Origin of the sequence: Pseudomonas sp. URMO17WK12:I12, from assembly GCF_000514395.1 — a bacterium.
GTDB lineage: Bacteria > Pseudomonadota > Gammaproteobacteria > Pseudomonadales > Pseudomonadaceae > Aquipseudomonas > Aquipseudomonas mucoides.
Map to the genome: position 1 here is coordinate 59,993 of NZ_AZVV01000016.1, position 22,565 is coordinate 82,557.

The following is a 22,565-nucleotide window of genomic DNA, read 5'->3' on the forward strand; positions in this document are numbered from 1 at the left end:
TTGCGCCGCGACAGTCAGGCGTCCCGCAACAAGTCGTTGGCGTTGAGGATGTCGTAGGCGATTTCCGGGCGCTTCTCAAGGCCACGGCGAATGGCAGCGGGGATTGACTGGCGGGTCTTGCGGCACAGCCCCGGCTGCTCGCCGAGGGTGATGCCGATGCCGCGCATGGTCCGCACTTCGTTGAAACCTGGGGCAATCTCGACGCGGATGCCCAGTTGCTCGAACATCCGCTGTTGCAGGCGTTCGAGGTCGGCCAGGCTCTGGAGGTTTTCCAGGCGGTCGAGCAGGCGCTTTTCTTCCGGGCGGGTCAGAAACAGGATGCGCACGTCCGCACCCGGTGTTTCCAGCAGCGGGTCACGCCCGCAGGTGCAGGCGCCGGGCGGGCAGGGGGAGCGGATCGAAACAGGGGTCGTCATGGGCCCTAATCATAGAGCGCGCCAATCCGCTTTGCCCATAGCTGAATCGTCAGTCCGAGAGATCAGTCGTCGGGATGATCTGCGCATCCTCAACCGCCACACTGCTGGCGGTTTTCTTTTCCCGTCGATCACTCATCCAGGTGTTCAACTGCTCACCGAATTCGGCCGGGGCCTTGCGCCCGACTCTTCTGGCGAGGTCGAGAATGGTCTGCTGGGCGAGCGCTTCTTCCATGCGTTTTTGCGCGGTCATCATCACGGCATGTACCGAGCAAGGACCGTCGAGGGCCCACGCTGGCGGGGCGCCGTCGAACAAGGCGCAACGCCCGCGAATCTCGCGGCAATCGAAGATCAGTTTCTTGCCATCGATGGCGTTGACGATATCCAGCACGCTGATTTCGTCCGCCGGCCGCGCCAGTTTGAACCCGCCGCGCACGCCTTCGGTGGCCACCACCAGTTTGGCCTTGGCCAGGCGAGTGAAGATCTTGGCCAGGTAATCCAGCGGCACGCCTTGCAGTTCGGCGAGGTCGCGCACGCTTGCCTCACGGCTGTCGCCGTAATCGCCTACCAGAAAAATCAGGCAATGAATGCCGTATTCAACGCCCGCACTGTAAAGAGACATCGGGATCTCCGACTGAATGAGTCGCCAATGTTATCAGCCGATGGTGAGGCGGGCAACAATCCATGTTTGTCGCTATCTGCCCCGTGTTGCTTATAGATAAAAGCTGTTGGCGGGATTGTCGAGGTATCGAAGTGAATGATGGCAACCATGGAAAAAAGAACGTTGCACACTGTAACTCGGATAACTATAGTCGCCGTTGTCCGCTCGGCAACGAGTTCAGTCTTTGGTCATCCTCGGAGTTAAAACCATGAAACAGCACATTCTGGTCATCGGCGCAGGTTTCGGCGGCATGTGGACGGCGTTGAGCGCTACACGCCTGTTCGACCTGCATGATCACAACGGGGTAGAGGTCACGGTACTGGCGCCTCAGGCCGAGCTGCGCGTGCGTCCGCGCTTTTACGAACCGAATGCTCATCAACTGGCTGCACCGCTCGGTGAGCTGTTCGATGCAGTCGGTGTGAAGTTCATCAAGGGGGCCGCAGAGACCATCGACGTGGAGCAGAAAAGTGTCGGTTACACCGATGCTTCAGGCACCACCCAGAGCCTCAGCTACGACAAACTCGTTCTGGCGACCGGCAGCCGTCTGGCCCAGGCGAACACCCCGGGTGTGTCCGAGCATGCCTTTGATGTGGACCAGATCGAACACGCCGTGCGTCTGGAAAACCACCTCAAATCCCTGGCCAACCAGCCAGAAAGCAAAGCCCGCAACACCGTGGTCGTCGCTGGCGGCGGTTTCACCGGGATTGAAACGGCGACTGAAATGCCGGCGCGTCTGCGGGCAATTCTCGGTGAGGGCGCCGACATTGAAGTGATCATCATCGACCGTGGCGAGAAGGTCGGGGCTTCAATGGGAGCCGAAATCAGCCAGTCGATTGCCGAGGCGAGCGCTGAACTGGGAGTGAAATGGCGCGTGAAGTCGTCGGTGGCGGCGGTCGATGCAAACGGTGTGACCCTGGCCGACGGCCAGCGCATCGAGACCCAGACCGTGATCTGGACCACCGGTGTGCGCGCCAGCTCGCTGACCGAGCAAATCCCTGCCGAGCGTGATGGCCAAGGCCGTTTGCACGTGGACAGCCATCTGAAAGTCATCGGCCAGGACGACATCTTTGCCACAGGTGATGTGGCTTACGCGGCCTGCGACGACATCGGCAACTTCGCGATGATGACCTGCCAGCACGCCATCTCGCTGGGGCGTCACGCCGGTAACAACGTGGCGGCGCAGATGCTGGGCGTGGACCCGACGCCGTACAGCCAGCCCAAGTACGTGACGTGCCTGGACCTGGGCGCCTGGGGCGCGGTCTATACCGAGGGTTGGGACCGTCAAATCAAACTGGTCAAGCAGGAAGGCAAAAACCTGAAGACGCAGATCAACACCGTGTGGATCTACCCCCCGGCAGCTGATCGTGCCGTCGCATTGGCCGCAGCGGACCCGATGATTCCGGTGGCTTAATAGCGCCCAAATGAAAAATCCCGCTCAAGTGACCTTGGGCGGGATTTTTTATATATGGAAAGCTAGATGTGGAAAGCCTGGCGGCCGACCAGCAGCCATTTCCCACCCTTCTTCTGCCAGATCTGGAAGTTCTCGATTTCGGTCGGGATCACTTCAGTGCCCTTGAGGGCCTGGGCCGAGAAATGATTGCGCACCAGCGCCACATCGCCGGAGACGTTGATGGTCTGGTTTTGCATTTCCAGGGTTTTGAACGCGCTTTTGCCGGTTTCGATATCGGCGATGAATTCGCTCTTGTCCTGAACCTTGCCGCTGGAATGCCCGTAGGTCAGGTTCTCGGCGGTCAGGGTTTTAAGTTCGGGAATGTTCTTGTGCAGCATGGCTTGGGTCAGATGGTCGACGGCGCTGGCGACCTCTTTCTCGCCCGGTGCCGGGGCGGCGGCGACGTAGCCACTGAAGAGGCAGAGAAAACCGGCCAGCAGTTTGACGTTCTTCATAGGTGTTTCCTTATTGTTGTGGGAAGGTGACTCGTCGGTCATCGTACAACCTATAAAGAATTTAGAGAATACCCGGCACGACCCGTCTTCCTGGTCGTGCGCGGGCAGCGTGTTTCAGGCCAGCATCGACAGCAAACCGCCCTGACGATCCAGCTTGGCCAGGTCATCGAAGCCGCCGACATGGGTGTCGCCGATGAAAATCTGCGGCACGCTGCGTCGACCGCTGCGGCTGAGCATCTCCTCGAATTTGCCGGGGCTGGACTGGACGTTTATTTCCTCGGCCGCGATGCCTTTATTGGCCAACAGCGCCTTGGCGTTGCGGCAATAGGGGCAGGTGTCGGTGGTATAGATCGTCACGCTGTTCATCGTCGATACTCCTGAATTTAGTGGCCGCGCTTATGCATAGATGGCGGGAAAGTCGATCTCGGTGAGGGCGAGGTTGTTGAGGTAGTTGGTCAAGGTTTGTGCTGCGATGTGGCCCACCACCTCAACGATCTTGGCGTCGGTGATGCCGGCCGCCCGTGCGGCGTCGAGCTGTTCGAGGCTCAGATGGCCACGGCTTTCGGTAATTTGTTGGGCGAGGGTGGCGTAGGCATTCAACTGGCCGTGTCGGGCGCTGACGATGTCTTGTGCGGACAGCCCGGCTTTACCGGCAAACAGCGTGTGCGCCGCCAGGCAGTAATCGCAGCCGTTGACTTGCGAGGTGGCCAAAAAGATGGCTTCTTTTTCCGTCGCGCTCAGGGACGTTTTGCCCAGCGTCGCGCTTTGTTGCAGGTAGGCCGCAAGTACCACAGGGGCGTGCGCCAGGGTTTTGAAGACGTTCGGCAAAAAGCCGATTTTTTTCTGTACGCCTTCCAGCAGTGGGCGGGTGGTGTCAGTCGCGTTTTCGAGGCTCAGGGCGGTGATGCGGCTCATGGGTATTGCTCCGTCGATTCAAGCGCGGTGTGCGCTGGGTACGGGGTCTATGCTATGGGGCGACGCTGGCTTTTAGGGTGCAAATCGTCGAGGATATGCGACAGATCGTCCAGATATTCACCCGGGAGCCGTTCCATGGATCGCTTGTCCACGTTACTCACCCACTTCGGCGTCAGTGCCGGGAGCTTCTACAGCGGGCATTTTTGCGGCTCCGTGGCGTTTGATGGCGACCAGTCAACCGGCCACCTGCACCTGTTGCAGGCCGGCGAAGTGATGCTGAAAATGGCCGATGAGCCCGACCAGGTGCTCACCGAGCCGACGCTGATTTTTTTCCCGCGACCTTACCGTCACCGTTTATTCGCCAGCGAAGACTCGGGCGCCCAACTGGTGTGCGCGTCGCTGGATTTCGACGGTGGCGCCGGCAATGCCCTGGCCGCCGCGCTGCCGGACTTTCTGCTGCTCAAGCTCGACAGCATTCCGACGATGGCCGGCACGCTGGATTGGCTGTTCAGCGAAGCCTTCGGCGGCATTTGTGGCCGTGAAGCGATGATGGATCGACTGTTCGAATTGCTGGTGATCCAGCTGCTGCGGCATATCCTCAGCGACCGCGAACAGAGCCCCGGCATGATGGCCGGCCTCGCCGATCTGCGACTGGCACGGGCCATGAGCCTGATGCACGACGCGCCGGAAAAGTCCTGGACCGTGGCCGAACTGTCGGCGGCGGCGAACATGTCCCGCGCCAGTTTTGCCGAGCATTTTCGTCAGGTGGTAGGGCAGACACCGGTCGACTATCTCGTGAGCTGGCGCATCAGCCTGGCGCAGAAACGCTTGCGCGAAGGCAAGTCGATTGCGCTGATCGCCGATGAAGTCGGCTACGAAAGCCCCTCGGCACTGGCCCGGGCGTTTCGCCGAAAAACCGGGGTCAGCCCGCGGGAGTGGGTGCAGGCCGGCAAACGCCCGCGATGATCGGGTCTGCCGGGTGGTCTGAGGATCCTGAGATAGACTAACCAGCGGACATCCAACGAAGGGAGTGACCACCGTGGCGCGATTCACATGGACTCGCTGATCACCGCCGCCGCCCGTGCATTGGCCGCGGGTGATCCCCTCGGGGCGTTGAACCGGGTGGCCCTGCGCGAAGATGCGCCAGCGCTGGCACTGCGCGGTATCGCCATGGCGCAGCTCGGCGATCTGGAGCGCGCCAAGGCATTGGTCAAACGGGCGGCGCGTGCATTTGGTCCCAAAGAGCCGATGGCCCGAGCCCGCTGTGTGGTGGCCGAGGCCGAAATCGCCCTGGCGTCTCGCGATTTGAGCTGGCCGGAAAAAGCCCTCGACGCCGCGCGGGCAACGCTGGAGGCCCATGGCGATTGGGTGAATGCGGCCCATGCGCGGTATCTGGAGATCCGGCGTTTATTGCTGATCGGTCATCTCGAACAGGTCGAGGAGCGGCTCGCCCGGCTAGACCCTGCGCCCTTGCCACCAGCCTTGCGCGCCGCCCATGAATGGGTGGTGGCCGGCATCGCTCTGCGCCGGCTGGAGATCAAAAAGGCGCGGTCCGCGCTGGAAAGGGCCGGGCGCTTCGCCGGCGAGGCGGGGATTCCGGCGCTGAGCGCAGAAATGGAGAACGTCGTTCACGTCCTCAACGCGCCCGCCGCCCGGCTAATCAGCCGGGGCGAGGCGCGACCGGTGCTGCTGGATGAGGTTGAAACGCTGCTGACCTCAACGTCACTGGTGGTCGACGCCTGTCGATACACGGTGCGCGGCGCCGGCATGTCGGTGTCGCTGGCCAGGCGCCCGGTGTTGTTCACCCTCGTACGGGCATTGGCCGAAGCCTGGCCAGCCGATGTCACTCGCGAAACACTCATTGCCTATGCTTTTCGTTTGAAACTCAGTGACGAATCCCACCGTGCGCGGTTGCGCGTCGAAGTCGGACGGTTGCGTGCGGCGCTTCGACCGCTGGCCGGGATCACGGCGACGAAACGTGGCTTTGCACTGATGTCGGCGGACGTCGTGGTGCTGGCGCGGCCGGTCGAAGAACAGCACGCGGCGCTGTTGGCGTTTCTGGCAGACGGCGAGTCGTGGTCGAGTTCGGCGCTGGCGATGGCGCTGGGCACCGGTCAGCGCAGCGTGCAACGAGCGCTCGATTCGCTGGCGGTCGCCGGCAAAGTGCAGGCGTTTGGTCGTGGCCGCGCCCGTCGCTGGATGACGCCACCGATGCCGGGATTCGCGACGACTTTGTTACTCACGGCTTTGTTGCCGGGTGATTAGGCTCCACTCCACACACCCAGTGAAGAGGATGCAACCATGAAACGTTCAACTGCTGAAATCATCCGTGAATACGGCCCGTTTCCCGGTGTCGACAGCGTGCACGGCGTCTCGTTTGACGGCCAGCACGTCTGGTTTGCTTCCGGCGAAAAGCTCAACGCCCTCGACCCGGACAGTGGCAAGCCGCTGCGTTCGCTGGATATCACCGCAGACGCAGGAACCGCTTTCGACGGCGAGCATTTGTTCCAGATTGCCGGGGAACACATCAACAAGATCGATCCCAAGAGCGGTCGCGTGCTGGCCACGATTCCGGCACCCGGCAGCGGCACCGATTCGGGGCTGACCTGGGCGGAAGGCACCTTGTGGGTCGGTCAGTACCGGGCGCGCAAGATTCATCAGATCAACCCCGACACCGGGGCCATTCTGCGCACCATTGAGTCCAACCGTTTTGTCACCGGCGTGACCTGGGTGGATGGCGATCTGTGGCACGGCACGTGGGAGGAAGATCAGAGTGAGTTGCGGCGGATTGACCCGACCACCGGCAAGGTCCTGGAGGCGGTCGAAATGCCGCCTGGGGTCGGGGTGTCAGGTCTTGAGTCGGATGGTGGCGAGCAGTTTTTCTGTGGCGGGGGTAACAGCGGCAAGGTGCGGGCCGTGCGCCGGCCCGTGGCTTCCTAGAACGTAAACTGACGCGACGAGCGGGGCGCACGTTGGGCCAGTTCGATCTCCAGCAAGTGCTCAACCAGCACGTCATTGAGAAAGCGGAACTGATCATTGAGACCGACCACTTCGTTGTTGAAGTGGTTGGAGGCTGCCGGCATCAGCAGCGCTTCGAAGTTTTTGTCGAACACCAGTGACGGTGCCTGGCGCGACAGGTATTCGTGCGCGTAGTAGTTGGTGCCAAACACCGGGAAGCTCACGGAAAGGCTCACGGAGTGGATCATGATGGTTGCTCCTCGGTCTGACCGATGTCCAGGAAGAAGCGGGAAAACAGGGTCAGCGAAACGGCCGTCAGGGCCAGGCAGGTCAGGAGATGGATCAACATGATGTGGCCCTCCGATGTGGGCGTAGCGTTGTGATGGAGTGATGGTGCTTCAGGCGGTTTTATTGCGGAAGGCATTCGTCGCGATGGTGAATATCAACATTAATGATGGTGTTCTTTCGGGCTCCATCGCGAGCAGGCGCTCAAGTTCACCCTCAACCCAGCGAACAAACCCCGACTCCTATACTCAAATCAATAGGCCTGTGAGTTCCGGGCATTCTGCCCAGGGGCGACTGTAGGAAACCGCGATCTTGAACCTGCGTTCGCTGATCGTCGCCGTGTTGGTGGTGTTGGCGGGTTGCGCCACGCCTGCGCGTGCTCCCGTGGTGGACGTGGTCGTGGTGGTGTCCGACAGCACGTGGCACCAGGTGGATCGCGAAATCGTCGAAGCCTCCCAATCAGCCACCGAGCAGACCCGAATCTACTCGCGCGGGGCCATGGACTACTGGCGGACACGGGTCTACCAATTGACCGAAGAAAACTTCATCCCCTGGTTCAGCAGTTATTGGACCCAGGAGTGGCTGTCGATGAAGGTCAGCTGGTACACCATCAGCGCCAAAGGCGAGCAGGATGCCTCGGCCAAGCGCTTGGCGGAGTATTTGCTCGAGCAGTACCAGCAACGGGTGCTGGCGCCGGTCGCGGTCGAGATTGATCCCGATGCGATCCTCGGCCAGGCCACGGCGTTCTACGTGGACATTCTTCAGGAAGAGCTGCAGAAAATTTCCAAACGTCACGGCATACCGATGGCCCAGCTCAACGGGCGCATTCAGAAGATCCCCGCCATCGCCCTCGGACCGCCGTCGGCGCGTAATGCCTCGCTCTACCAGGTCGTCCATACGGCCCCCTTGAACTCGCTGCCGGCGTACGCGGCGCTGATCGACAAGATCCACAAGGCTGGCGGCGACAAAGGCGTTGGCTCGACCGACACCGCCATGGCCCCCGTGGCCAAACGTGCCAGTCAGCGCATGGAAGCCGAAATGGCCCCGCGTGGGGCCGCCAGCGCCGTGGCCGCTGCGGCGGGGAAACTGGCCGGGGGCTTGATCACCGTCGGCGTGGCCGGGGTTCGCGCACTGATTCAAGCCGCCGACCGGCCCGACAGCGAGGCGCTGATTCGCAGCAGCCTGGGCAACACGTTCGACAAGGCCTGGCTGAAGCTGGTGCAGAATCCGACGACCGGCGTCATGGCGGGGACGCTGTACATGGCGGGGCAGATCGAGGGCAACCTGGCGGCGAGCGCTGCACCACCGTCGGTCGGTTCGCCAGACGGTGACGTCGATTGGAACCCGACGCAATCGACTAGCCAGCAGACCGACCCTCAACCCCCCGCAGGAGAATGACCATGTCTTATGTCGATGGCTGTGTGATTGCCGTACCGACCGCCAACCGCGAGCAATTCAAGAAGCACGCCGAAATCACCAGTGCGATTTTCAAGGAGAACGGCGCCTTGAGCATTGTTGAATGCTGGGGCGACGATGTGCCGGACGGCAAAGTGACCTCGTTTCCGATGGCGGTGAAACTCAAGGCAGACGAAACCGTGGTGTTTTCCTGGATCATCTGGCCCGACAAGGCGACCCGCAATGCCGGCATGCAGAAAATGATGGCCGACCCGCGCATGCAACCGGACGTCAATTCAATGCCGTTCGATGGTCAGCGCATGATCTTCGGCGGCTTCAACATCCTCTACCAGTCCTGACACAACCTCACCGGATCACTCCGCGCTCGGGGTGATCCGGCAACTCTTGCGATGGCGGATTTCGTCATCCGTCGGCCGCTCCCTGACGAACTCGAAACGTGGCTCACCTTCGCTATAGTGAACCAGCCAGCCCCATTCCAGCTCGGACTCATCCTGCCCCGGTTGCGGTGGCATCGCCCACCATGGCTCTTTGCTGATGATCTGCCGCATGGCCCCCTCCCGTTGTTTTCGGTTGGTTCAACTATAACGTGCATGTCAGGAGGTGCCAGGCATGAACGACGAATCCCATGAACCGCTCAAGCGGCTGTTTTTTGCGCTGAACTGCCCGCCCGAACAACGCAGGGCGATTGCCCAGTGGCGCGGCGCACTTGAACTGCGCAGCGGGCGGCCGGTGCCGGCGGATAACTTTCACCTGACGTTGTTGTTTTTGGGTTCTGTCGGTGTGGCGCAGATCGGCGATATCTGCACGGCCGCGGCCAAGGTTCACGTACCGGGTGTGGCGTTGAGCGTGCTGCTTGATCGGCTGGATGTGTGGCGCAGGGCCGGGGTGTTGGTGCTCGCGCCAGAGCAGGCGCCGCCGCAGTTGTTGCGGCTGGTGTATGCGTTGGAACAGGCGATGTTGCCGTTTGGGCTGGAGGAAACGGCGAAGGAGTTTCGGCCGCATTTGACCTTGATGCGTGACTATCGGGTGCCGGTGCCTGAGTCCGCGACGCCGCCGGATTTTTTTCTGCGGGCGGATCGTTTTGTACTGTTTGAATCGCATAAGGGGCGTTATCGGGCATTGGCCGAATGGCCGCTGGTGCCCGTCTAAAAAAAGGCGCCCGAGGAGGGCGCCCAAATTCACCTTAACCGAGGAAGCCAGGTGAGGCCGTTCTGCTGCAGGGAGCGTGCAGCGGTGGTAAGGCGCTGCGGGAACGGAAAACGGTTGAGTCTTGTGTTGCGAGTGCTGGCCTCATCGCGGGCAAGCCCGGCTCCCACAGGGACTGGTGTCGTGCACTAACCTGTATTCCGACACAGAAACCTGTGGGAGCCGGGCTTGCCCGCGATGGCGGTCTCACATTCAGCGATTACTTCCCGAGCTTGACCCGCGTCCAGCCCCGGGTCATCACCCGCTGAATGCCGATCGGCATATCCGGAATTGCATACAACGTCGCCATCACCTCCTGCGGCGGATACGAACCCGGATCGTCGCGAATCGCCTCATCCACCAACGGCGTCGCCGCCGCGTTGGCGTTGCTGTAGCCGATGTTGTTAGTGATCTCGGCAATGATGTCCGGGCGCATCAGGAAGTTCATGAACAGGTAGGCGTTCTCGACGTTCGCCGCGTCCCGGGGAATGGCGACCATGTCATAGAAACTGCCGGCGCCTTCTTTCGGGATGCTGTAGTCGATCTTCACCGCATTGCCAGATTCCTGCGCGCGGGCCTTGGCTTGCAAGACGTCGCCGGAATAACCGACCGCCACACAGATGTTGCCGTTGGCGAGATCAGAGATGTATTTCGACGAATGGAAGTACGCCACCGAAGGGCGAATCTTCATGAACAGCGCTTCAGCTTCGGCGATCTGGCCCTTGTCCTGCGAGTTCACCGGGTAGCCCAGGTAGTGCAGGGCGGCCGGGAGCATTTCCGTTGGCGAATCAAGGAAACTGATACCGCAGGCTTTGAGCTTTTCCGCGTTTTCCGGTTTGAACAGCAAGTCCCAGGAGTTGGTCGGTGCATGGGCGCCGAGCACTTCCTTGACCTTGGCCGGATTGAAACCGATGCCGATCGAGCCCCACATGTACGGGAAGGCGTGAGCGTTATCCGGGTCGCTGGCGGACGCATTTTTCAGCAGGACCGGGTTGAGGTTTTTCCAGTTCGTCAGCTTCGATTTGTCCAGCGTCTGATAGACGCCAGCCTTGATCTGCTTGGCCAGGAAGCTGTTGGACGGCACGACAATGTCGTAGCCGGATTTGCCTGCGAGCAGGCGAGCCTCAAGGGTTTCATTGCTGTCGAACACATCGTAGGTCACGCGGATGCCGGTCTCGTCTTCGAACTTCTTGACGGTGTCCGGGGCGATGTAATCCGACCAGTTGTAGACGCGCAGTACCTTGTCATTGGCCTGGGCGCCGGTAGCCATCGCGCCCAATAAGGACAGTGTCAGCAGAGTCCTGCCAAACATTTTCATCGGTACAACTCCATTCTTTTTATTTAGAACACAAAACCTGTGGCGAGGGCGCAAGCCCCCTCACCACAGTTAACTCAACAACGGTATTAAGCCGTTGCTCCAGCCATTTGCTTGTTCGGTTGCTGCCACGATTCACTGGCGGTCTGGTCCATCGCTTCCTGGATCGCACGTTTGCGGGTGGCTTCAGCGCGGCGGCTGAAGTACCAGACCATGAAGGTCACGATCGAAACGGCGAGCAGAATCAGGCTGGCCACGGCGTTGATCTCAGGCTTCACGCCCAGACGCACCGCCGAGAACACTTCCATCGGCAAGGTCGTCGAACCCGGCCCCGACACGAAGCTCGCCAGTACCAGGTCATCCAGCGACAGGGCAAACGACATCATGCCGCCGGCCGCCAGCGATGGCGCGATCATCGGAATGGTGATCAGGAAAAATACCTTGAATGGCTTGGCCCCAAGGTCCATGGCCGCTTCTTCGATGGACAGGTCCAGCTCACGCAAACGGGCGGAAACCACCACCGCCACATACGCCGCACAGAACGTCGTGTGGGCGATCCAGATCGTGACGATGCCACGTTCCTGCGGCCAGCCGATCAACTGCGCCATCGCCACGAACAGCAGCAACAACGACAGACCGGTGATCACTTCCGGCATCACCAGCGGCGCCGTTACCAGGCCGCCAAACAGCGTGCGACCCTTGAAGCGCGTAACGCGCGTCAGGACAAACGCCGCCAGCGTACCGAGTGCGACCGCGGCCACCGCCGTGTAGCAGGCGATCTCCAGCGAGCGCACCACCGAGCCCATCAGTTGCGTGTTGTCGAGCAGGCCGGCGTACCACTTGAACGACCAGCCACCCCACACCGTCACCAGTTTCGAGGCGTTGAACGAGTAGATCACCAGGATCAGCATCGGCAAGTAGATAAACGACAGGCCGAACACCAGCATCATTTTTGAAAAACCGAAACGTTTCATCCCCGTGCCTCCATCTCTTTGGCCTGGCTGCGGTTGAACAGCAGAATCGGCACAATCAGGATCAACAGCATCACCACTGCCAGAGCAGACGCCACCGGCCAATCGCGGTTGTTGAAGAACTCTTGCCACAGCACGCGACCGATCATCAGGGTTTCCGGGCCGCCCAGCAGTTCCGGGATCACGAACTCACCGACCACCGGAATGAACACCAGCATGCAGCCGGCGATGATGCCGTTCTTGGCCAGCGGCACGGTGATTTTCCAGAAGTTGTTGAAGTTGCTCGACCCCAGGTCCGAACCCGCTTCCAGCAGGCTTTGATCGTGCTTGACCAGGTTGGCGTACAGCGGCAACACCATGAACGGCAGGTACGCATACACCACGCCGATATAGACGGCGGTGTTGGTGTTGAGGATCTCGATCGGGTGATCGGTCAGCCCGGTCCACATCAAAAACGCATTGAGAAGGCCGTTATTGCTGAGGATGCCCATCCACGCGTAAACGCGGATCAGGATCGCGGTCCAGGTCGGCATCATGATCAACAGCATCAGGACGTTTTGCGTTTCCTTGTTGGCCTTGGTAATGGCGTAGGCCATCGGGAAACCGATCACCAGGCACATCAGCGTGCTGAAAAACGCGACCTTCAACGAGCCGAGGTAGGCCGAGAGGTACAGTTCATCGTCGGTCAGCAACAGGTAGTTGCCGACGTTGAGGAACAGCTGAAACTTCTGTTCGGCGTAGGTGTAAATCTCCGAGTAAGGAGGAATGGCCAGCGCCGCTTCCGAGAAGCTGATCTTCATCACCAGGAAGAACGGCAACAGGAAAAACAGGCACAGCCACAGGAAAGGAACCCCGATGACGAGCTTTCGACCACTCGGCATCAGCCGCATGAACTGCTGATTGAGTGTTTTCATGAGCGCAGTACCACGCCGCTGTCGTCTTCCCACCACACATAGACGGTGTCATCCCAGGTCGGACGCGCGCCACGGCGTTCGGCGTTGGCCATGAACGACTGCACGACTTTGCCGCTTGGCAATTCAACGTAGAACACCGAGTGACCGCCGAGGTAGGCGATGTCATGCACTTTGCCTTGGGACCAGTTGTAGCGGTTCTCGGGCTTGACCGTGCTGAGCAGCATTTTTTCCGGGCGGATGGCGTAGGTGATCGACTTGTCCTGCACCGAGGTGCTGACGCCGTGACCGACGTAAATCTTCTGCTCGAGGTCCGGGCTGTGGATGATCGCGTGACCTTCAAGGTCTTCCACCACGGTGCCGTCGAAGGCGTTCACGTTGCCGATGAACTCGCAGACCATGCGGCTGACCGGTGCTTCATAGATGTCGACCGGGCTGCCGATTTGCGCGATCCAGCCCAGGTGCATGATTGCGATGCGCTGGGCCATGGTCATGGCCTCTTCCTGGTCGTGGGTCACCATCACGCACGTCACGCCGACGCGCTCGATGATTTCCACCAGCTCCAGTTGCATCTGTGAACGCAGTTTTTTATCCAGTGCACCCATCGGTTCGTCGAGCAGCAACAGCTTCGGACGCTTGGCCAGGGAGCGGGCGAGGGCCACACGCTGACGCTGACCGCCGGACAGTTGATGCGGTTTGCGCTTGGCGTATTGGGTCATGTGCACCAGGCGCAGCATTTCTTCAACGCGGGCGTCGATTTCGCTGGCGGGCAAACGGTCCTGCTTGAGGCCGAAGGCAATGTTCTGCGCCACGGTCATGTGCGGGAACAAGGCGTACGACTGGAACATCATGTTGATCGGTCGCTCGTACGGCGGCATGTCGGTGATGTCCACGCCGTCGAGGAAAATCCGCCCCTCGGTCGGGCGCTCGAAGCCTGCAAGCATGCGCAGCAGGGTCGATTTGCCGGAACCGGAACCGCCGAGCAGGGCGAAGATCTCGCCTTGATGAATCTCGAGCGAGACATCGTCTACTGCGCAGGTTTCGTCGAATTTCTTGGTGACGCGGTCGACTTTCACCAACACCTTTTTCGATGTCTGGTGACCTTCAAGAGCCTTCCTGTAAATGCTGGAGGCGTTTGCCATGTGAAACTCCCAACAGGTTTCAGTCGTCGGGCCAACGCGGCCTGACTTAATAGTTGATTGCAAGCCTGAGCCGTGCGAAGTCAGTGAATTCGGCAGTGCCCCCTGTGGGAGCGGGCTTGCCCGCGATGGCGGTGTGTCAGGCGACATCATCGTTACCTGATACACCGCATTCGCGGGCAAGCCCGCTCCCACAGGGATTTTCACCTGCTTCACTGGAATCGCCCGGCCTGGGCTTATTCGGCGCCGCCGTCCTGGCTGCCTGGTAGTACTTGTTGTTATCGCAGTGTGTTGCTGTCGCGAGGGGCGGGCGCGCGAAGGCACGCCCGTCTGACTCGCGGGGGCAGTAATCGGTTGTTTGTGTCTTGAGTCAGCGGCTTTTACGCAGCGCGGCCCGTCGCCGGCACGCATCGCCGAACGCCTGGAAAATACTCAAGTAAGGAGGATGGGTGAGCACCTGCCATTCCGGGTGCCATTGCACGCCGACGGCAAACGTCGGGCTGTGCTCCACCGAGATCGCCTCGATCAAACCGTCCGGCGCAATCGCTTCGGCACGCAGGCCGGGGGCGAGTCTGTCGATGCCCTGGCTGTGTATCGAATTGACCCTGAACTCGACTGGCAACTCCAGCGCTTCGAACACACCGCCCGGTTGCACGGTCACCGCATGCGCCGGTGCGTATTGCACCGCCAGCTCAGGACTGTCCGCTTCGCGGTGGTCGAGCATGCCCGGCAGTTCGTGGACCTTCTGGTGCAGGCTGCCACCAAACGCCACGTTCATTTCCTGGAAGCCCCGGCAGATGCCGAGCACCGGCACGCCAGCCGCAATGGCCGCACGTAATAAAGGAAGGGTCGTGGCATCCCGCGCCGGATCGTGATCCGTGCCGGGAGCGCTGGCCGGGCCTTGATAGTGGAAAGGTTCCACATTCGAAGGGGAGCCGGTCAGCAGCAGACCGTCGAGATGGGCGAGCACATCTTCGATTTCAGTCAATTCGCCTAAGGAAGGGATGACCACAGGCAGCCCCAGCGCCGCGACGCTGACAGCACGCAAGTACTTGTCGCCGCTGATGTGGTAGGGGTGCAGGCCAATCTGTTTGACGCATGCAGTAACGCCGATCAATGGCTTGAATGCCATTTTTATCACCTCGAAGTTTCACACTTGAACGAGCTTTTCCGGAGCTTAGCCTTGTTGATTTTAATTAACAACTCTCATGTAAAAAATTCTAAACGCCGCACGTCTGATCCTCAGCGTTTACGCGGTGCTCAAGGCTGATCTGGCACTCTCGTCCCCTAAAAAGGCCCGAAAATAAAGGTTGAAGGGGCAAGTGTTCGCTATTGACTTCACTTTGCCGTTCGGGTTGACTGGGCTCGTGAAAGGGTAGTGAACATAATAATTAACAGCTAAAAAATAGGTGCATCATGTCGGTCCCTCTGCGTGCCGTTCAACTCAACGAAGCAAACGCATTCCTTAAGAAATATCCTGAGGTTTTGTACGTCGACCTTCTGATTGCGGATATGAACGGCGTGGTGCGCGGCAAGCGCATCGAGCGCACCAGTCTTCATAAGGTCTACGAAAAAGGCATTAACCTGCCGGCGTCCCTGTTTGCTCTGGACATCAACGGTTCCACGGTGGAAAGCACCGGCCTGGGTCTGGACATCGGCGACTCTGACCGAATCTGCTTCCCCATCCCCGGCACCCTCAGCATTGAGCCGTGGCAGAAGCGCCCAACCGCTCAATTGCTGATGACCATGCACGAACTCGAAGGCCAGCCGTTCTTTGCCGACCCGCGAGAAGTGTTGGCCAATATCGTGCGCAAGTTCGATGACCTGGGCCTGACCATCTGCGCAGCCTTCGAACTCGAGTTTTATCTGATCGACCAGGACAACGTGAACGGTCGTCCACAATCGCCACGTTCCCCGGTATCGGGCAAGCGTCCGGTGTCGACCCAGGTGTATCTGATCGACGACCTCGACGAATACGTCGACTGTCTGCAAGACATCCTCGAAGGCGCGAAAGAGCAGGGCATTCCTGCCGACGCCATCGTCAAGGAAAGCGCCCCGGCGCAGTTCGAAGTCAACCTGCATCACGTCTCCGACCCGATCAAGGCCTGCGACTACGCGGTGTTGCTCAAGCGTCTGGTGAAGAACATCGCCTACGACCACGAGATGGACACCACGTTTATGGCCAAGCCCTATCCGGGTCAGGCGGGCAACGGTTTGCACGTGCACATTTCGATTCTCGACAAAGAAGGCAACAACATCTTTGCCAGCGAGGATCCCGAGCAGAACGCCGCGCTGCGACACGCGATCGGCGGTGTGCTCGAGACCCTGCCGGCGCAGATGGCGTTCCTCTGCCCGAACGTCAACTCGTACCGTCGTTTTGGTGCGCAGTTCTACGTGCCGAACTCCCCGAGCTGGGGCATCGACAACCGTACCGTGGCGGTGCGTGTGCCAACCGGTTCGCCGGACTCGGTGCGAATCGAACACCGCGTTGCGGGTGCCGACGCCAACCCGTACCTGTTGATGGCCTCGGTGCTGGCCGGTATTCACCACGGCCTGACCAACCAGATCGAGCCGGGCGCCCCGGTGGAAGGCAACAGCTACGAGCAGAACGAACAAAGCCTGCCGAACAACCTGCGCGATGCACTGCGCGAGCTGGACGACAGCGAAGTCATGGCCCGTTACATCGACCCGCTGTACATCGACGTGTTCGTGGCGTGCAAGGAAAGCGAGCTGGCCGAGTTCGAGAACTCCATTTCCGACCTTGAGTACAACTGGTACCTGCACACGGTTTGATGGGGCAAAACCCGGGTGAGGGGGTGTACACAAAACCTGTGTGCACCGCCAAACCCTGTGGGAGCGGGCTTGCCCGCGATGGCGTCATCACAGTCTCCATTGATGTCGCCTGACCCGTCGCTATCGCGGGCAAACCCACTGCCACAGGGATCTGCGGTGTACTGATACCCAACAAATACTTATTCCTCTGCGTCGAGTCACAACCATGACAAACACTCGCAGCGACTGGGAACAACGCTACCAGTCCCTCACCATCGAAGCCCGTGCATTCATCGACGGCCAATACTGCCCGGCACTCAGCGGCGACACCTTTGAGTGCATGAGCCCGGTCGACGGCCGCTTTCTGGCCAACGTCGCCAGCACCGACGAAGCCGACGCCAATGCGGCCGTCGCCGTCGCGCGCCGCACGTTTGAATCCGGCATCTGGGCCAATCTCGCCCCGGCCGAGCGCAAGCGCACCCTGATTCGCTTTGCCGACCTGATCCTGGCCAACCAGGAAGAACTCGCCCTGCTCGAAACCCTCGACATGGGCAAGCCGATCAACGACTCGATGAACATCGACATTCCAGCGACCGCCAACGCGATCCGCTGGAGCGCCGAAGCCATCGACAAGATCTACGACGAAGTCGCCGCCACCCCGCACGATCAACTCGGCCTCATCACCCGTGAACCTGCGGGCGTGGTCGCGGCCATCGTGCCGTGGAACTTCCCGTTGATCATGGCCAGCTGGAAGTTCGCCCCGGCACTGGCTGCCGGCAACTCGTTCATCCTCAAGCCATCGGAAAAGTCGCCGCTCACCGCCATTCGCATTGCGCAACTGGCGCTGGACGCCGGCATTCCGAAAGGCGTGTTCAACGTTCTGCCGGGCTACGGCCACACCGTCGGCAAGGCGCTGGCGTTGCACATGGACGTCGACGTGCTGGCCTTCACCGGCTCGACCGCGATTGCCAAGCAACTGATGATCTACGCCGGGCAAAGCAACATGAAACGCGTCTGGCTCGAAGCCGGCGGCAAGAGCCCGAACGTGGTGTTCGCCGACGCGCCAGACCTGCGCGCCGCCGCACAAGCAGCAGCCGGCGCGATTGCCTTCAACCAGGGCGAAGTCTGCACCGCGGGCTCGCGCCTGCTGGTGGAGCGTTCGATTCGCGAGCAGTTCATTCCACTGTTGGTGGAAGCGCTGCAAGCCTGGAAACCGGGGCACGCACTGGACCCGGAAACCACCGTCGGCGCGGTCGTCGACCAGCGTCAACTGGACAACGTGTTGCGTTACATCCAGGTCGGCAAAGACCAGGGCGCGCAACTGATCGCGGGCGGCAGCCGCACCCTCGAAAGCACCGGTGGCCTGTACGTGGAACCGGCGATTTTCGACGGTGTGACCAACGCCATGACCATCGCCCGCGAAGAAATCTTCGGCCCGGTGCTGTCGCTGATCACCTTCGACACCGCTGAAGAAGCGCTGGCGATTGCCAACGACAGCATCTTCGGCCTGGCCGCTGGCGTCTGGACCAGCAACCTGAGCAAGGCCCACACCTTCGCGCGCGGCTTGCGCGCCGGCAGCGTCTGGGTCAACCAGTACGACGGTGGCGACATGACCGCGCCGTTCGGCGGGTACAAGCAGTCGGGTAACGGTCGGGACAAATCGCTGCACGCGTTCGACAAATACACCGAGCTCAAAGCGACCTGGATCAAGCTCTAATACCTATAAAAAAAGCGACGGTCGCCGGCACGCTGCCGGTGGCCATCGGAGAAAGCTATGAAACAAAATTCTGTGAAACAAACCCACGTAAACAGCTACTACGCCGCCACCCGTAACTTCACCGGCGACTTCCCGGTGCTCGAACAAGCGGTGGACTGCGACGTCTGCATCATCGGCGCCGGCTACACCGGTTTGTCCTCGGCCCTGTTCCTCGCGGAAGCGGGCTACAGCGTGACCGTCCTCGAAGCCGCCAAAGTCGGTTTCGGCGCCAGCGGTCGCAACGGCGGCCAACTGGTCAACTCCTACAGCCGCGACGTCGATGTCATCGAAGAACGCTACGGCGACAAAACCGCTGAAGTCCTCGGCAGCATGATCTTCGAAGGCGCCGACATCATTCGTCAGCGCATACAGCACTACGACATCCAGTGCGACTACAAGCCCGGCGGCATCTTTGCCGCGATGAACAAGAAGCAGCTCAAAGGCCTGGCCGAGCAGAAAAGCAGCTGGGAACGCTACGGCAACAAAAACCTGAAAATGCTCGACGCGGCGGACATCAAGCGCGAAGTTGGGTCCGATGCCTACGTCGGCGGCCTGCTGGACATGCAGGGCGGCCATATTCACCCGCTGAACCTGGCCCTCGGCGAAGCCTCGGCCATCATCGGCCTGGGCGGCAAAATCTACGAACAATCGGCCGCGGTAGAAATCACCTACGGCGAACCGATTACCGTGCGCACCGCCAAAGGCGTGGTGAAGGCCAAGTACCTGCTGATCGCTGGTAACGCCTACCTGCCGCAGGGCCTCGACAATCGCGTGACCAGCAAAAGCATGCCGTGCGGCTCGCAAATCGTCGTCACCGAACCGTTGTCGGAAAAGGTTGCGCGCAGCCTGATCAAAAACAACTACTGCGTCGAAGACTGCAACTACCTGCTCGACTACTACCGCCTGACTGCCGACAACCGCCTGCTGTACGGCGGCGGCGTGGTCTACGGCGCGCGGGAGCCGGACGACATCGAACAACTGATCCGCCCGAAAATCCTCAAGACCTTCCCGCAACTCAAGGACGTGAAAATCGACTACCGCTGGACCGGCAACTTCCTGCTGACCATGTCGCGCATGCCGCAGTTCGGCCGCATCGAGAAAAACGCCTACTACATGCAAGGCTACAGCGGCCACGGCGTCACCTGCTCGCACCTGGCCGGCAAACTGATCTCGGAAATGATCCGCGGCGACGCCGAACGCTTCGACGCGTTCGCCTCGCTCCCGCACATGCCAATGATCGGCGGCCGCACCTTCCAGGCCCCGCTCACCGCCATGGGCGCCGCGTACTACGCGCTGCGCGATCGGTTCGGCATCTGATAAACGCTGCAAAACCTGCGGGAGCGGGCTTGCCCGCTCCCACAAGTTGATCCCGGTCGATCACAAGTTTTGCGGTCGCCACAGAACTCTGTGGGAGCGGGCTTGCCCGCGATGAGGCCCGACCAGCCACCATCAACCCCAACCAAACACCCTGATTTCAGGCCCAAACAACCTTTTCACCCACCCATTCATCGAACCTGCTGAGCAACACCACCAAACGTGATTTAATACCCGCCTTTCACATTTCCGGGACAGGGAAGCGGTACTTTCGCGGCCAAAAGTCGCCCGCCATCCACCCCCATAACCCTTAAGTATTCTTCGCATAAGGCTGTCATGGACACGGGCTCACGACTCAAACTAGTACGCGAAAGCTACAAACTGTCCCAGCGCGAGCTGGCCCGGCGTAGCGGCGTCACCAATGCCACCATCTCCCTGATCGAACAAAATCGCGTCAGTCCCTCCGTCAGCTCGCTCAAAAAACTGCTCGAAGGCATACCTATGTCTTTGGCGGACTTCTTCACCTTTGATCAGCCACCGCGTGAGCATCAATACGTGTTCCGCGCCAACGAACAGCCGGATCTCGGCCGTCATGGGCTGCGGTTGCTGCTGATTGGCGCTTCGGTGCCGAGTCGGCAGATGCGGTTGTTGCGTGAACAGTACGCGCCAGGGGCGAGTTCTGGGGAGGAACCCATCGTTCACTCGGAAGGCGAGGAGTGTGGGCTGGTTACGCGGGGGACGGTTGAGTTGACCGTGGACGGCCAAATCAGTGTGCTCAACGCCGGCGACGGCTACTACTTCCCGACAACCCTGCCGCACAAGTTTCGCAACATCGGCCAGGATGAAGCGGAAATCATCAGCGCCAACACTCCAGCCAACTTCTAATCTCAAAACGGACGCAACCCTGTAGCAGCTGCCGAAGGCTGCGTCCGCAGACGGAAAAGACGAAAAGGTGACAGATCTATTTGAATACACAGATCTGTTCCCTTATTTCGAATGGCCGGTCAGCTCAAATTTTTACAACCTCGATCGTCCATTCGCCCTGCACTTTCCGTGTGACGTATTGGAATGGCACAAACATTCCATACGTTTCGAGGTAGACGTAAATGTTGGTGCCGTATTGGTAGGTATCTTGGGTGCAGCTGAGTAGCTTGGCAGTCCCGGTCAAACTCGGGTGATACGCGCTGGCGGGTTTCTGCGACTGCACCTCACAGCTGAATCGGTTGTCGACCGGCACCAAGGCTCTGGGACCTTTCCCGCCGTTGGTATAAAGCATCTGCATATCCTGCGCGGTGTATCGCAGGAGGGCGCCGACCGGCATGTGCGCCCAATCGCCCTCGAAGCTGAGGTTCGTCAGCGCCTTATCCTCAATCGTTATCTCTCCTGCACGATTGCTGAATTCACTTTCAGCCAGGGTAATCAGTCCTCGGAACGTGGCTTTGACCCACTGACCGCGTCGGTCTTCATAACGCTCCGTCAGTTGATTTCCCGCCTTGCCCAAAAGGTATGTCGAGTCACGCCCGTTGAGCCGTACCGCTTCATCGGAATACTGTCTTGGCTCGGAGTTGTCTTTGAACACTCGGCGCAGCTGCTGAATGCTTTTCTCCAGTTTGGGCATATTCAATGCCTCGATGGCCTTCAACACCGGGGCGGCAACGACAGGGACCGGTGATTCGAAGGGCGACTGTTCGCGCCCTTCAAATGGTTTGTATTGGTCCAGCGATTGCGGTTTGCCGCAGGCCACCTGAACCAACTGACGCTCATCGGCTGTGAGGCTTTGCGAGCCGATGGCTTTGAGATCTGTCTGCACGCTGCCAGCGAGCACACGACTGTGAGTATCCAGGTAGAAATGGCTTAACGCGGTCAGTTGTTGCAAGGCGCAATTGGCTGTCCACCGCTGGCGTACTTGCCCATACAAGACGTTTTTGCCGGGCACCAAGCTCTCGCCGGGCAGTACCCGAGCCGTCCAGAAAGTCACCTCATCACCTTTCACGTTCAGGCTGCTGCGGTCGATCATCTGCCAATCCTGATGCTCGGGGGCAGAGAACATGCGCCATTGAGGAGATGCGGTCTGGGCACACACCTGCTTCAACTGCGCACTTTGCAGATACTGGCTCTTTTGTTCAGCCGGTAATTGCCAGGACTCCTGCGAACGCCCCCTCGGGTTGTCGGAGAATCGAGACATTCCCCTTTTGCTGCGGTAAGCCATTTGCGCATCGGGCTCGCTGCAGTTGGCGTCGAAACGTGCCAGATAGTGGCGTTCCGGACTTGGGGACGAAGCCACTAAATAGGTGATCCGGTCTCCCTCTCGCACGATCGAATTCGGCTCGGGTTTCTCGAGTATCACACTCTTGAAAACCGCCAGGCCCGGCTGGACCTCAGGTGTTGTGGTTTGAGCGGACGCGGGCTTTGTCGCTTGGCATCCAGAGAGGATCAAGGCAGCGGTCAGCAGTGAAAAAAGGCTGAAAGGGTGGGGTGTGGCGTCCATGCGGGTGTACTTCATTGATTATGATTGGGTGGTGGCATATTAACATGAGTGCTGGCTGCCAAAAGGACGCCGATGCTGGCAGCGTTAGATTTCGATGTTATGGAGCGCGAACAAAGTCAGCCGCGCTGATAGAGCAGACCATCCTCTCGCTAACTCGACAG

The 22,565-nt window shown here is 60.1% G+C and carries 24 protein-coding genes; 11 read left to right on the forward strand and 13 right to left on the reverse strand.

Annotated elements, in window-relative coordinates; genetic code table 11:
• Window positions 1-14: 14 nt before the first annotated feature.
• Both D882_RS0122175 and D882_RS0122180 read right to left on the reverse strand, forming a co-directional pair.
• Window positions 15-416, reverse strand: coding sequence for a hypothetical protein (locus D882_RS0122175; protein WP_027925262.1), 402 nt, complete (start codon window positions 414-416; stop codon window positions 15-17).
• 49 nt (window positions 417-465) lie between these two features.
• Window positions 466-1,035: an Rrf2 family transcriptional regulator gene (locus D882_RS0122180; RefSeq protein WP_027925263.1), complete on the reverse strand. Its 570-nt coding sequence runs from the start codon at window positions 1,033-1,035 to the stop codon at window positions 466-468.
• 247 nt (window positions 1,036-1,282) lie between these two features.
• Between D882_RS0122180 and D882_RS0122185 the strand changes: the two genes are divergently transcribed.
• The gene (locus D882_RS0122185; protein WP_027925264.1) at window positions 1,283-2,485 is read left to right on the forward strand and encodes an NAD(P)/FAD-dependent oxidoreductase; all 1,203 of its coding nucleotides are present in this window, start codon (window positions 1,283-1,285) and stop codon (window positions 2,483-2,485) included.
• Between the two features lie 62 nt (window positions 2,486-2,547).
• Here D882_RS0122185 and D882_RS0122190 read toward each other — a convergent pair whose 3' ends face one another.
• The 3 genes from D882_RS0122190 to D882_RS0122200 form a co-directional block, all read right to left on the reverse strand.
• Window positions 2,548-2,979 carry a nuclear transport factor 2 family protein gene (locus tag D882_RS0122190; protein WP_027925265.1) on the reverse strand — a complete coding sequence of 144 codons (432 nt, stop codon included), beginning with the start codon at window positions 2,977-2,979 and terminating at the stop codon, window positions 2,548-2,550.
• 114 nt (window positions 2,980-3,093) lie between these two features.
• A complete protein-coding gene (gene grxC / locus D882_RS0122195; RefSeq protein ID WP_027925266.1) occupies window positions 3,094-3,345 on the reverse strand; it encodes a glutaredoxin 3 in 252 nt (83 codons plus the stop codon).
• Between the two features lie 30 nt (window positions 3,346-3,375).
• Entirely contained in the window at window positions 3,376-3,894 is a 519-nt protein-coding gene (locus D882_RS0122200) for a carboxymuconolactone decarboxylase family protein (protein WP_027925267.1), read from the reverse strand.
• 135 nt (window positions 3,895-4,029) lie between these two features.
• On the opposite strand from D882_RS0122200, the gene D882_RS0122205 reads away from it, so the two are divergent.
• The 3 genes from D882_RS0122205 (at window position 4,030) to D882_RS0122215 (ending at window position 6,834) form a co-directional block, all read left to right on the forward strand.
• On the forward strand, window positions 4,030-4,860 hold the full coding sequence (locus D882_RS0122205) for an AraC family transcriptional regulator (RefSeq protein WP_027925268.1): 831 nt from the start codon (window positions 4,030-4,032) through the stop codon (window positions 4,858-4,860).
• 87 nt (window positions 4,861-4,947) lie between these two features.
• The gene (locus D882_RS0122210) at window positions 4,948-6,159 is read left to right on the forward strand and encodes a hypothetical protein (protein WP_027925269.1); all 1,212 of its coding nucleotides are present in this window, start codon (window positions 4,948-4,950) and stop codon (window positions 6,157-6,159) included.
• Window positions 6,160-6,195: 36 nt separating this feature from the next.
• A complete protein-coding gene (locus tag D882_RS0122215; protein ID WP_027925270.1) occupies window positions 6,196-6,834 on the forward strand; it encodes a glutaminyl-peptide cyclotransferase in 639 nt (212 codons plus the stop codon).
• Here the strand turns inward: D882_RS0122215 and D882_RS0122220 are convergent.
• Window positions 6,831-7,100 carry a hypothetical protein gene (locus tag D882_RS0122220; RefSeq protein ID WP_027925271.1) on the reverse strand — a complete coding sequence of 90 codons (270 nt, stop codon included), beginning with the start codon at window positions 7,098-7,100 and terminating at the stop codon, window positions 6,831-6,833. The two genes, D882_RS0122215 and D882_RS0122220, sit on opposite strands and share 4 nt — an antisense overlap.
• Window positions 7,101-7,449: 349 nt before the next feature.
• On the opposite strand from D882_RS0122220, the gene D882_RS0122230 reads away from it, so the two are divergent.
• Window positions 7,450-8,535 (forward strand): hypothetical protein, encoded by a 1,086-nt coding sequence (locus D882_RS0122230; RefSeq protein WP_027925272.1) that lies wholly within the window; start codon window positions 7,450-7,452, stop codon window positions 8,533-8,535.
• Between the two features lie 2 nt (window positions 8,536-8,537).
• Window positions 8,538-8,891: a DUF1428 domain-containing protein gene (locus D882_RS0122235; protein WP_027925273.1), complete on the forward strand. Its 354-nt coding sequence runs from the start codon at window positions 8,538-8,540 to the stop codon at window positions 8,889-8,891.
• A gap of 15 nt (window positions 8,892-8,906) precedes the next feature.
• On the opposite strand, the gene D882_RS0122240 is transcribed toward D882_RS0122235, so the two are convergent.
• Complete coding sequence (locus D882_RS0122240) at window positions 8,907-9,101, reverse strand: hypothetical protein (RefSeq protein ID WP_027925274.1); 195 nt, start codon at window positions 9,099-9,101, stop codon at window positions 8,907-8,909.
• Between the two features lie 61 nt (window positions 9,102-9,162).
• Between D882_RS0122240 and thpR the strand changes: the two genes are divergently transcribed.
• A complete protein-coding gene (thpR, locus tag D882_RS0122245) occupies window positions 9,163-9,702 on the forward strand; it encodes an RNA 2',3'-cyclic phosphodiesterase (protein ID WP_027925275.1) in 540 nt (179 codons plus the stop codon).
• A 256-nt stretch (window positions 9,703-9,958) separates the two neighbouring features.
• On the opposite strand, the gene D882_RS0122250 is transcribed toward thpR, so the two are convergent.
• The 5 genes from D882_RS0122250 to D882_RS0122270 all read right to left on the reverse strand — a co-directional run bounded on the left by D882_RS0122250 (window position 9,959) and on the right by D882_RS0122270 (window position 15,206).
• A complete protein-coding gene (locus D882_RS0122250) occupies window positions 9,959-11,056 on the reverse strand; it encodes a polyamine ABC transporter substrate-binding protein (RefSeq protein WP_027925276.1) in 1,098 nt (365 codons plus the stop codon).
• Window positions 11,057-11,142: 86 nt separating this feature from the next.
• Window positions 11,143-12,027, reverse strand: a complete 885-nt coding sequence (locus D882_RS0122255; RefSeq protein ID WP_027925277.1) for an ABC transporter permease subunit — start codon at window positions 12,025-12,027, stop codon at window positions 11,143-11,145.
• Window positions 12,024-12,905 (reverse strand): ABC transporter permease subunit, encoded by an 882-nt coding sequence (locus D882_RS0122260; protein ID WP_170219144.1) that lies wholly within the window; start codon window positions 12,903-12,905, stop codon window positions 12,024-12,026. Before D882_RS0122260 ends, D882_RS0122255 begins: the two co-directional genes overlap by 4 nt.
• Before the next feature lie 29 nt (window positions 12,906-12,934).
• A complete protein-coding gene (gene potA / locus D882_RS0122265; RefSeq protein ID WP_027925279.1) occupies window positions 12,935-14,077 on the reverse strand; it encodes a polyamine ABC transporter ATP-binding protein in 1,143 nt (380 codons plus the stop codon).
• A gap of 367 nt (window positions 14,078-14,444) precedes the next feature.
• Window positions 14,445-15,206 carry a gamma-glutamyl-gamma-aminobutyrate hydrolase family protein gene (locus D882_RS0122270; RefSeq protein WP_027925280.1) on the reverse strand — a complete coding sequence of 254 codons (762 nt, stop codon included), beginning with the start codon at window positions 15,204-15,206 and terminating at the stop codon, window positions 14,445-14,447.
• Window positions 15,207-15,490: 284 nt separating this feature from the next.
• On the opposite strand from D882_RS0122270, the gene D882_RS0122275 reads away from it, so the two are divergent.
• From D882_RS0122275 to D882_RS0122290, 4 genes are all read left to right on the forward strand, one after another.
• Window positions 15,491-16,867, forward strand: a complete 1,377-nt coding sequence (locus D882_RS0122275; protein WP_027925281.1) for a glutamine synthetase family protein — start codon at window positions 15,491-15,493, stop codon at window positions 16,865-16,867.
• A 205-nt stretch (window positions 16,868-17,072) separates the two neighbouring features.
• Window positions 17,073-18,563, forward strand: a complete 1,491-nt coding sequence (locus D882_RS0122280) for an aldehyde dehydrogenase (protein ID WP_027925282.1) — start codon at window positions 17,073-17,075, stop codon at window positions 18,561-18,563.
• 72 nt (window positions 18,564-18,635) lie between these two features.
• Window positions 18,636-19,919 (forward strand): FAD-binding oxidoreductase, encoded by a 1,284-nt coding sequence (locus D882_RS0122285; RefSeq protein ID WP_027925283.1) that lies wholly within the window; start codon window positions 18,636-18,638, stop codon window positions 19,917-19,919.
• Between the two features lie 333 nt (window positions 19,920-20,252).
• Complete coding sequence (locus D882_RS0122290) at window positions 20,253-20,801, forward strand: cupin domain-containing protein (protein WP_007946335.1); 549 nt, start codon at window positions 20,253-20,255, stop codon at window positions 20,799-20,801.
• Window positions 20,802-20,925: 124 nt separating this feature from the next.
• Here the strand turns inward: D882_RS0122290 and D882_RS0122295 are convergent, their stop codons facing one another.
• Entirely contained in the window at window positions 20,926-22,404 is a 1,479-nt protein-coding gene (locus D882_RS0122295; RefSeq protein ID WP_155953743.1) for a hypothetical protein, read from the reverse strand.
• Window positions 22,405-22,565 lie beyond the last annotated feature (161 nt).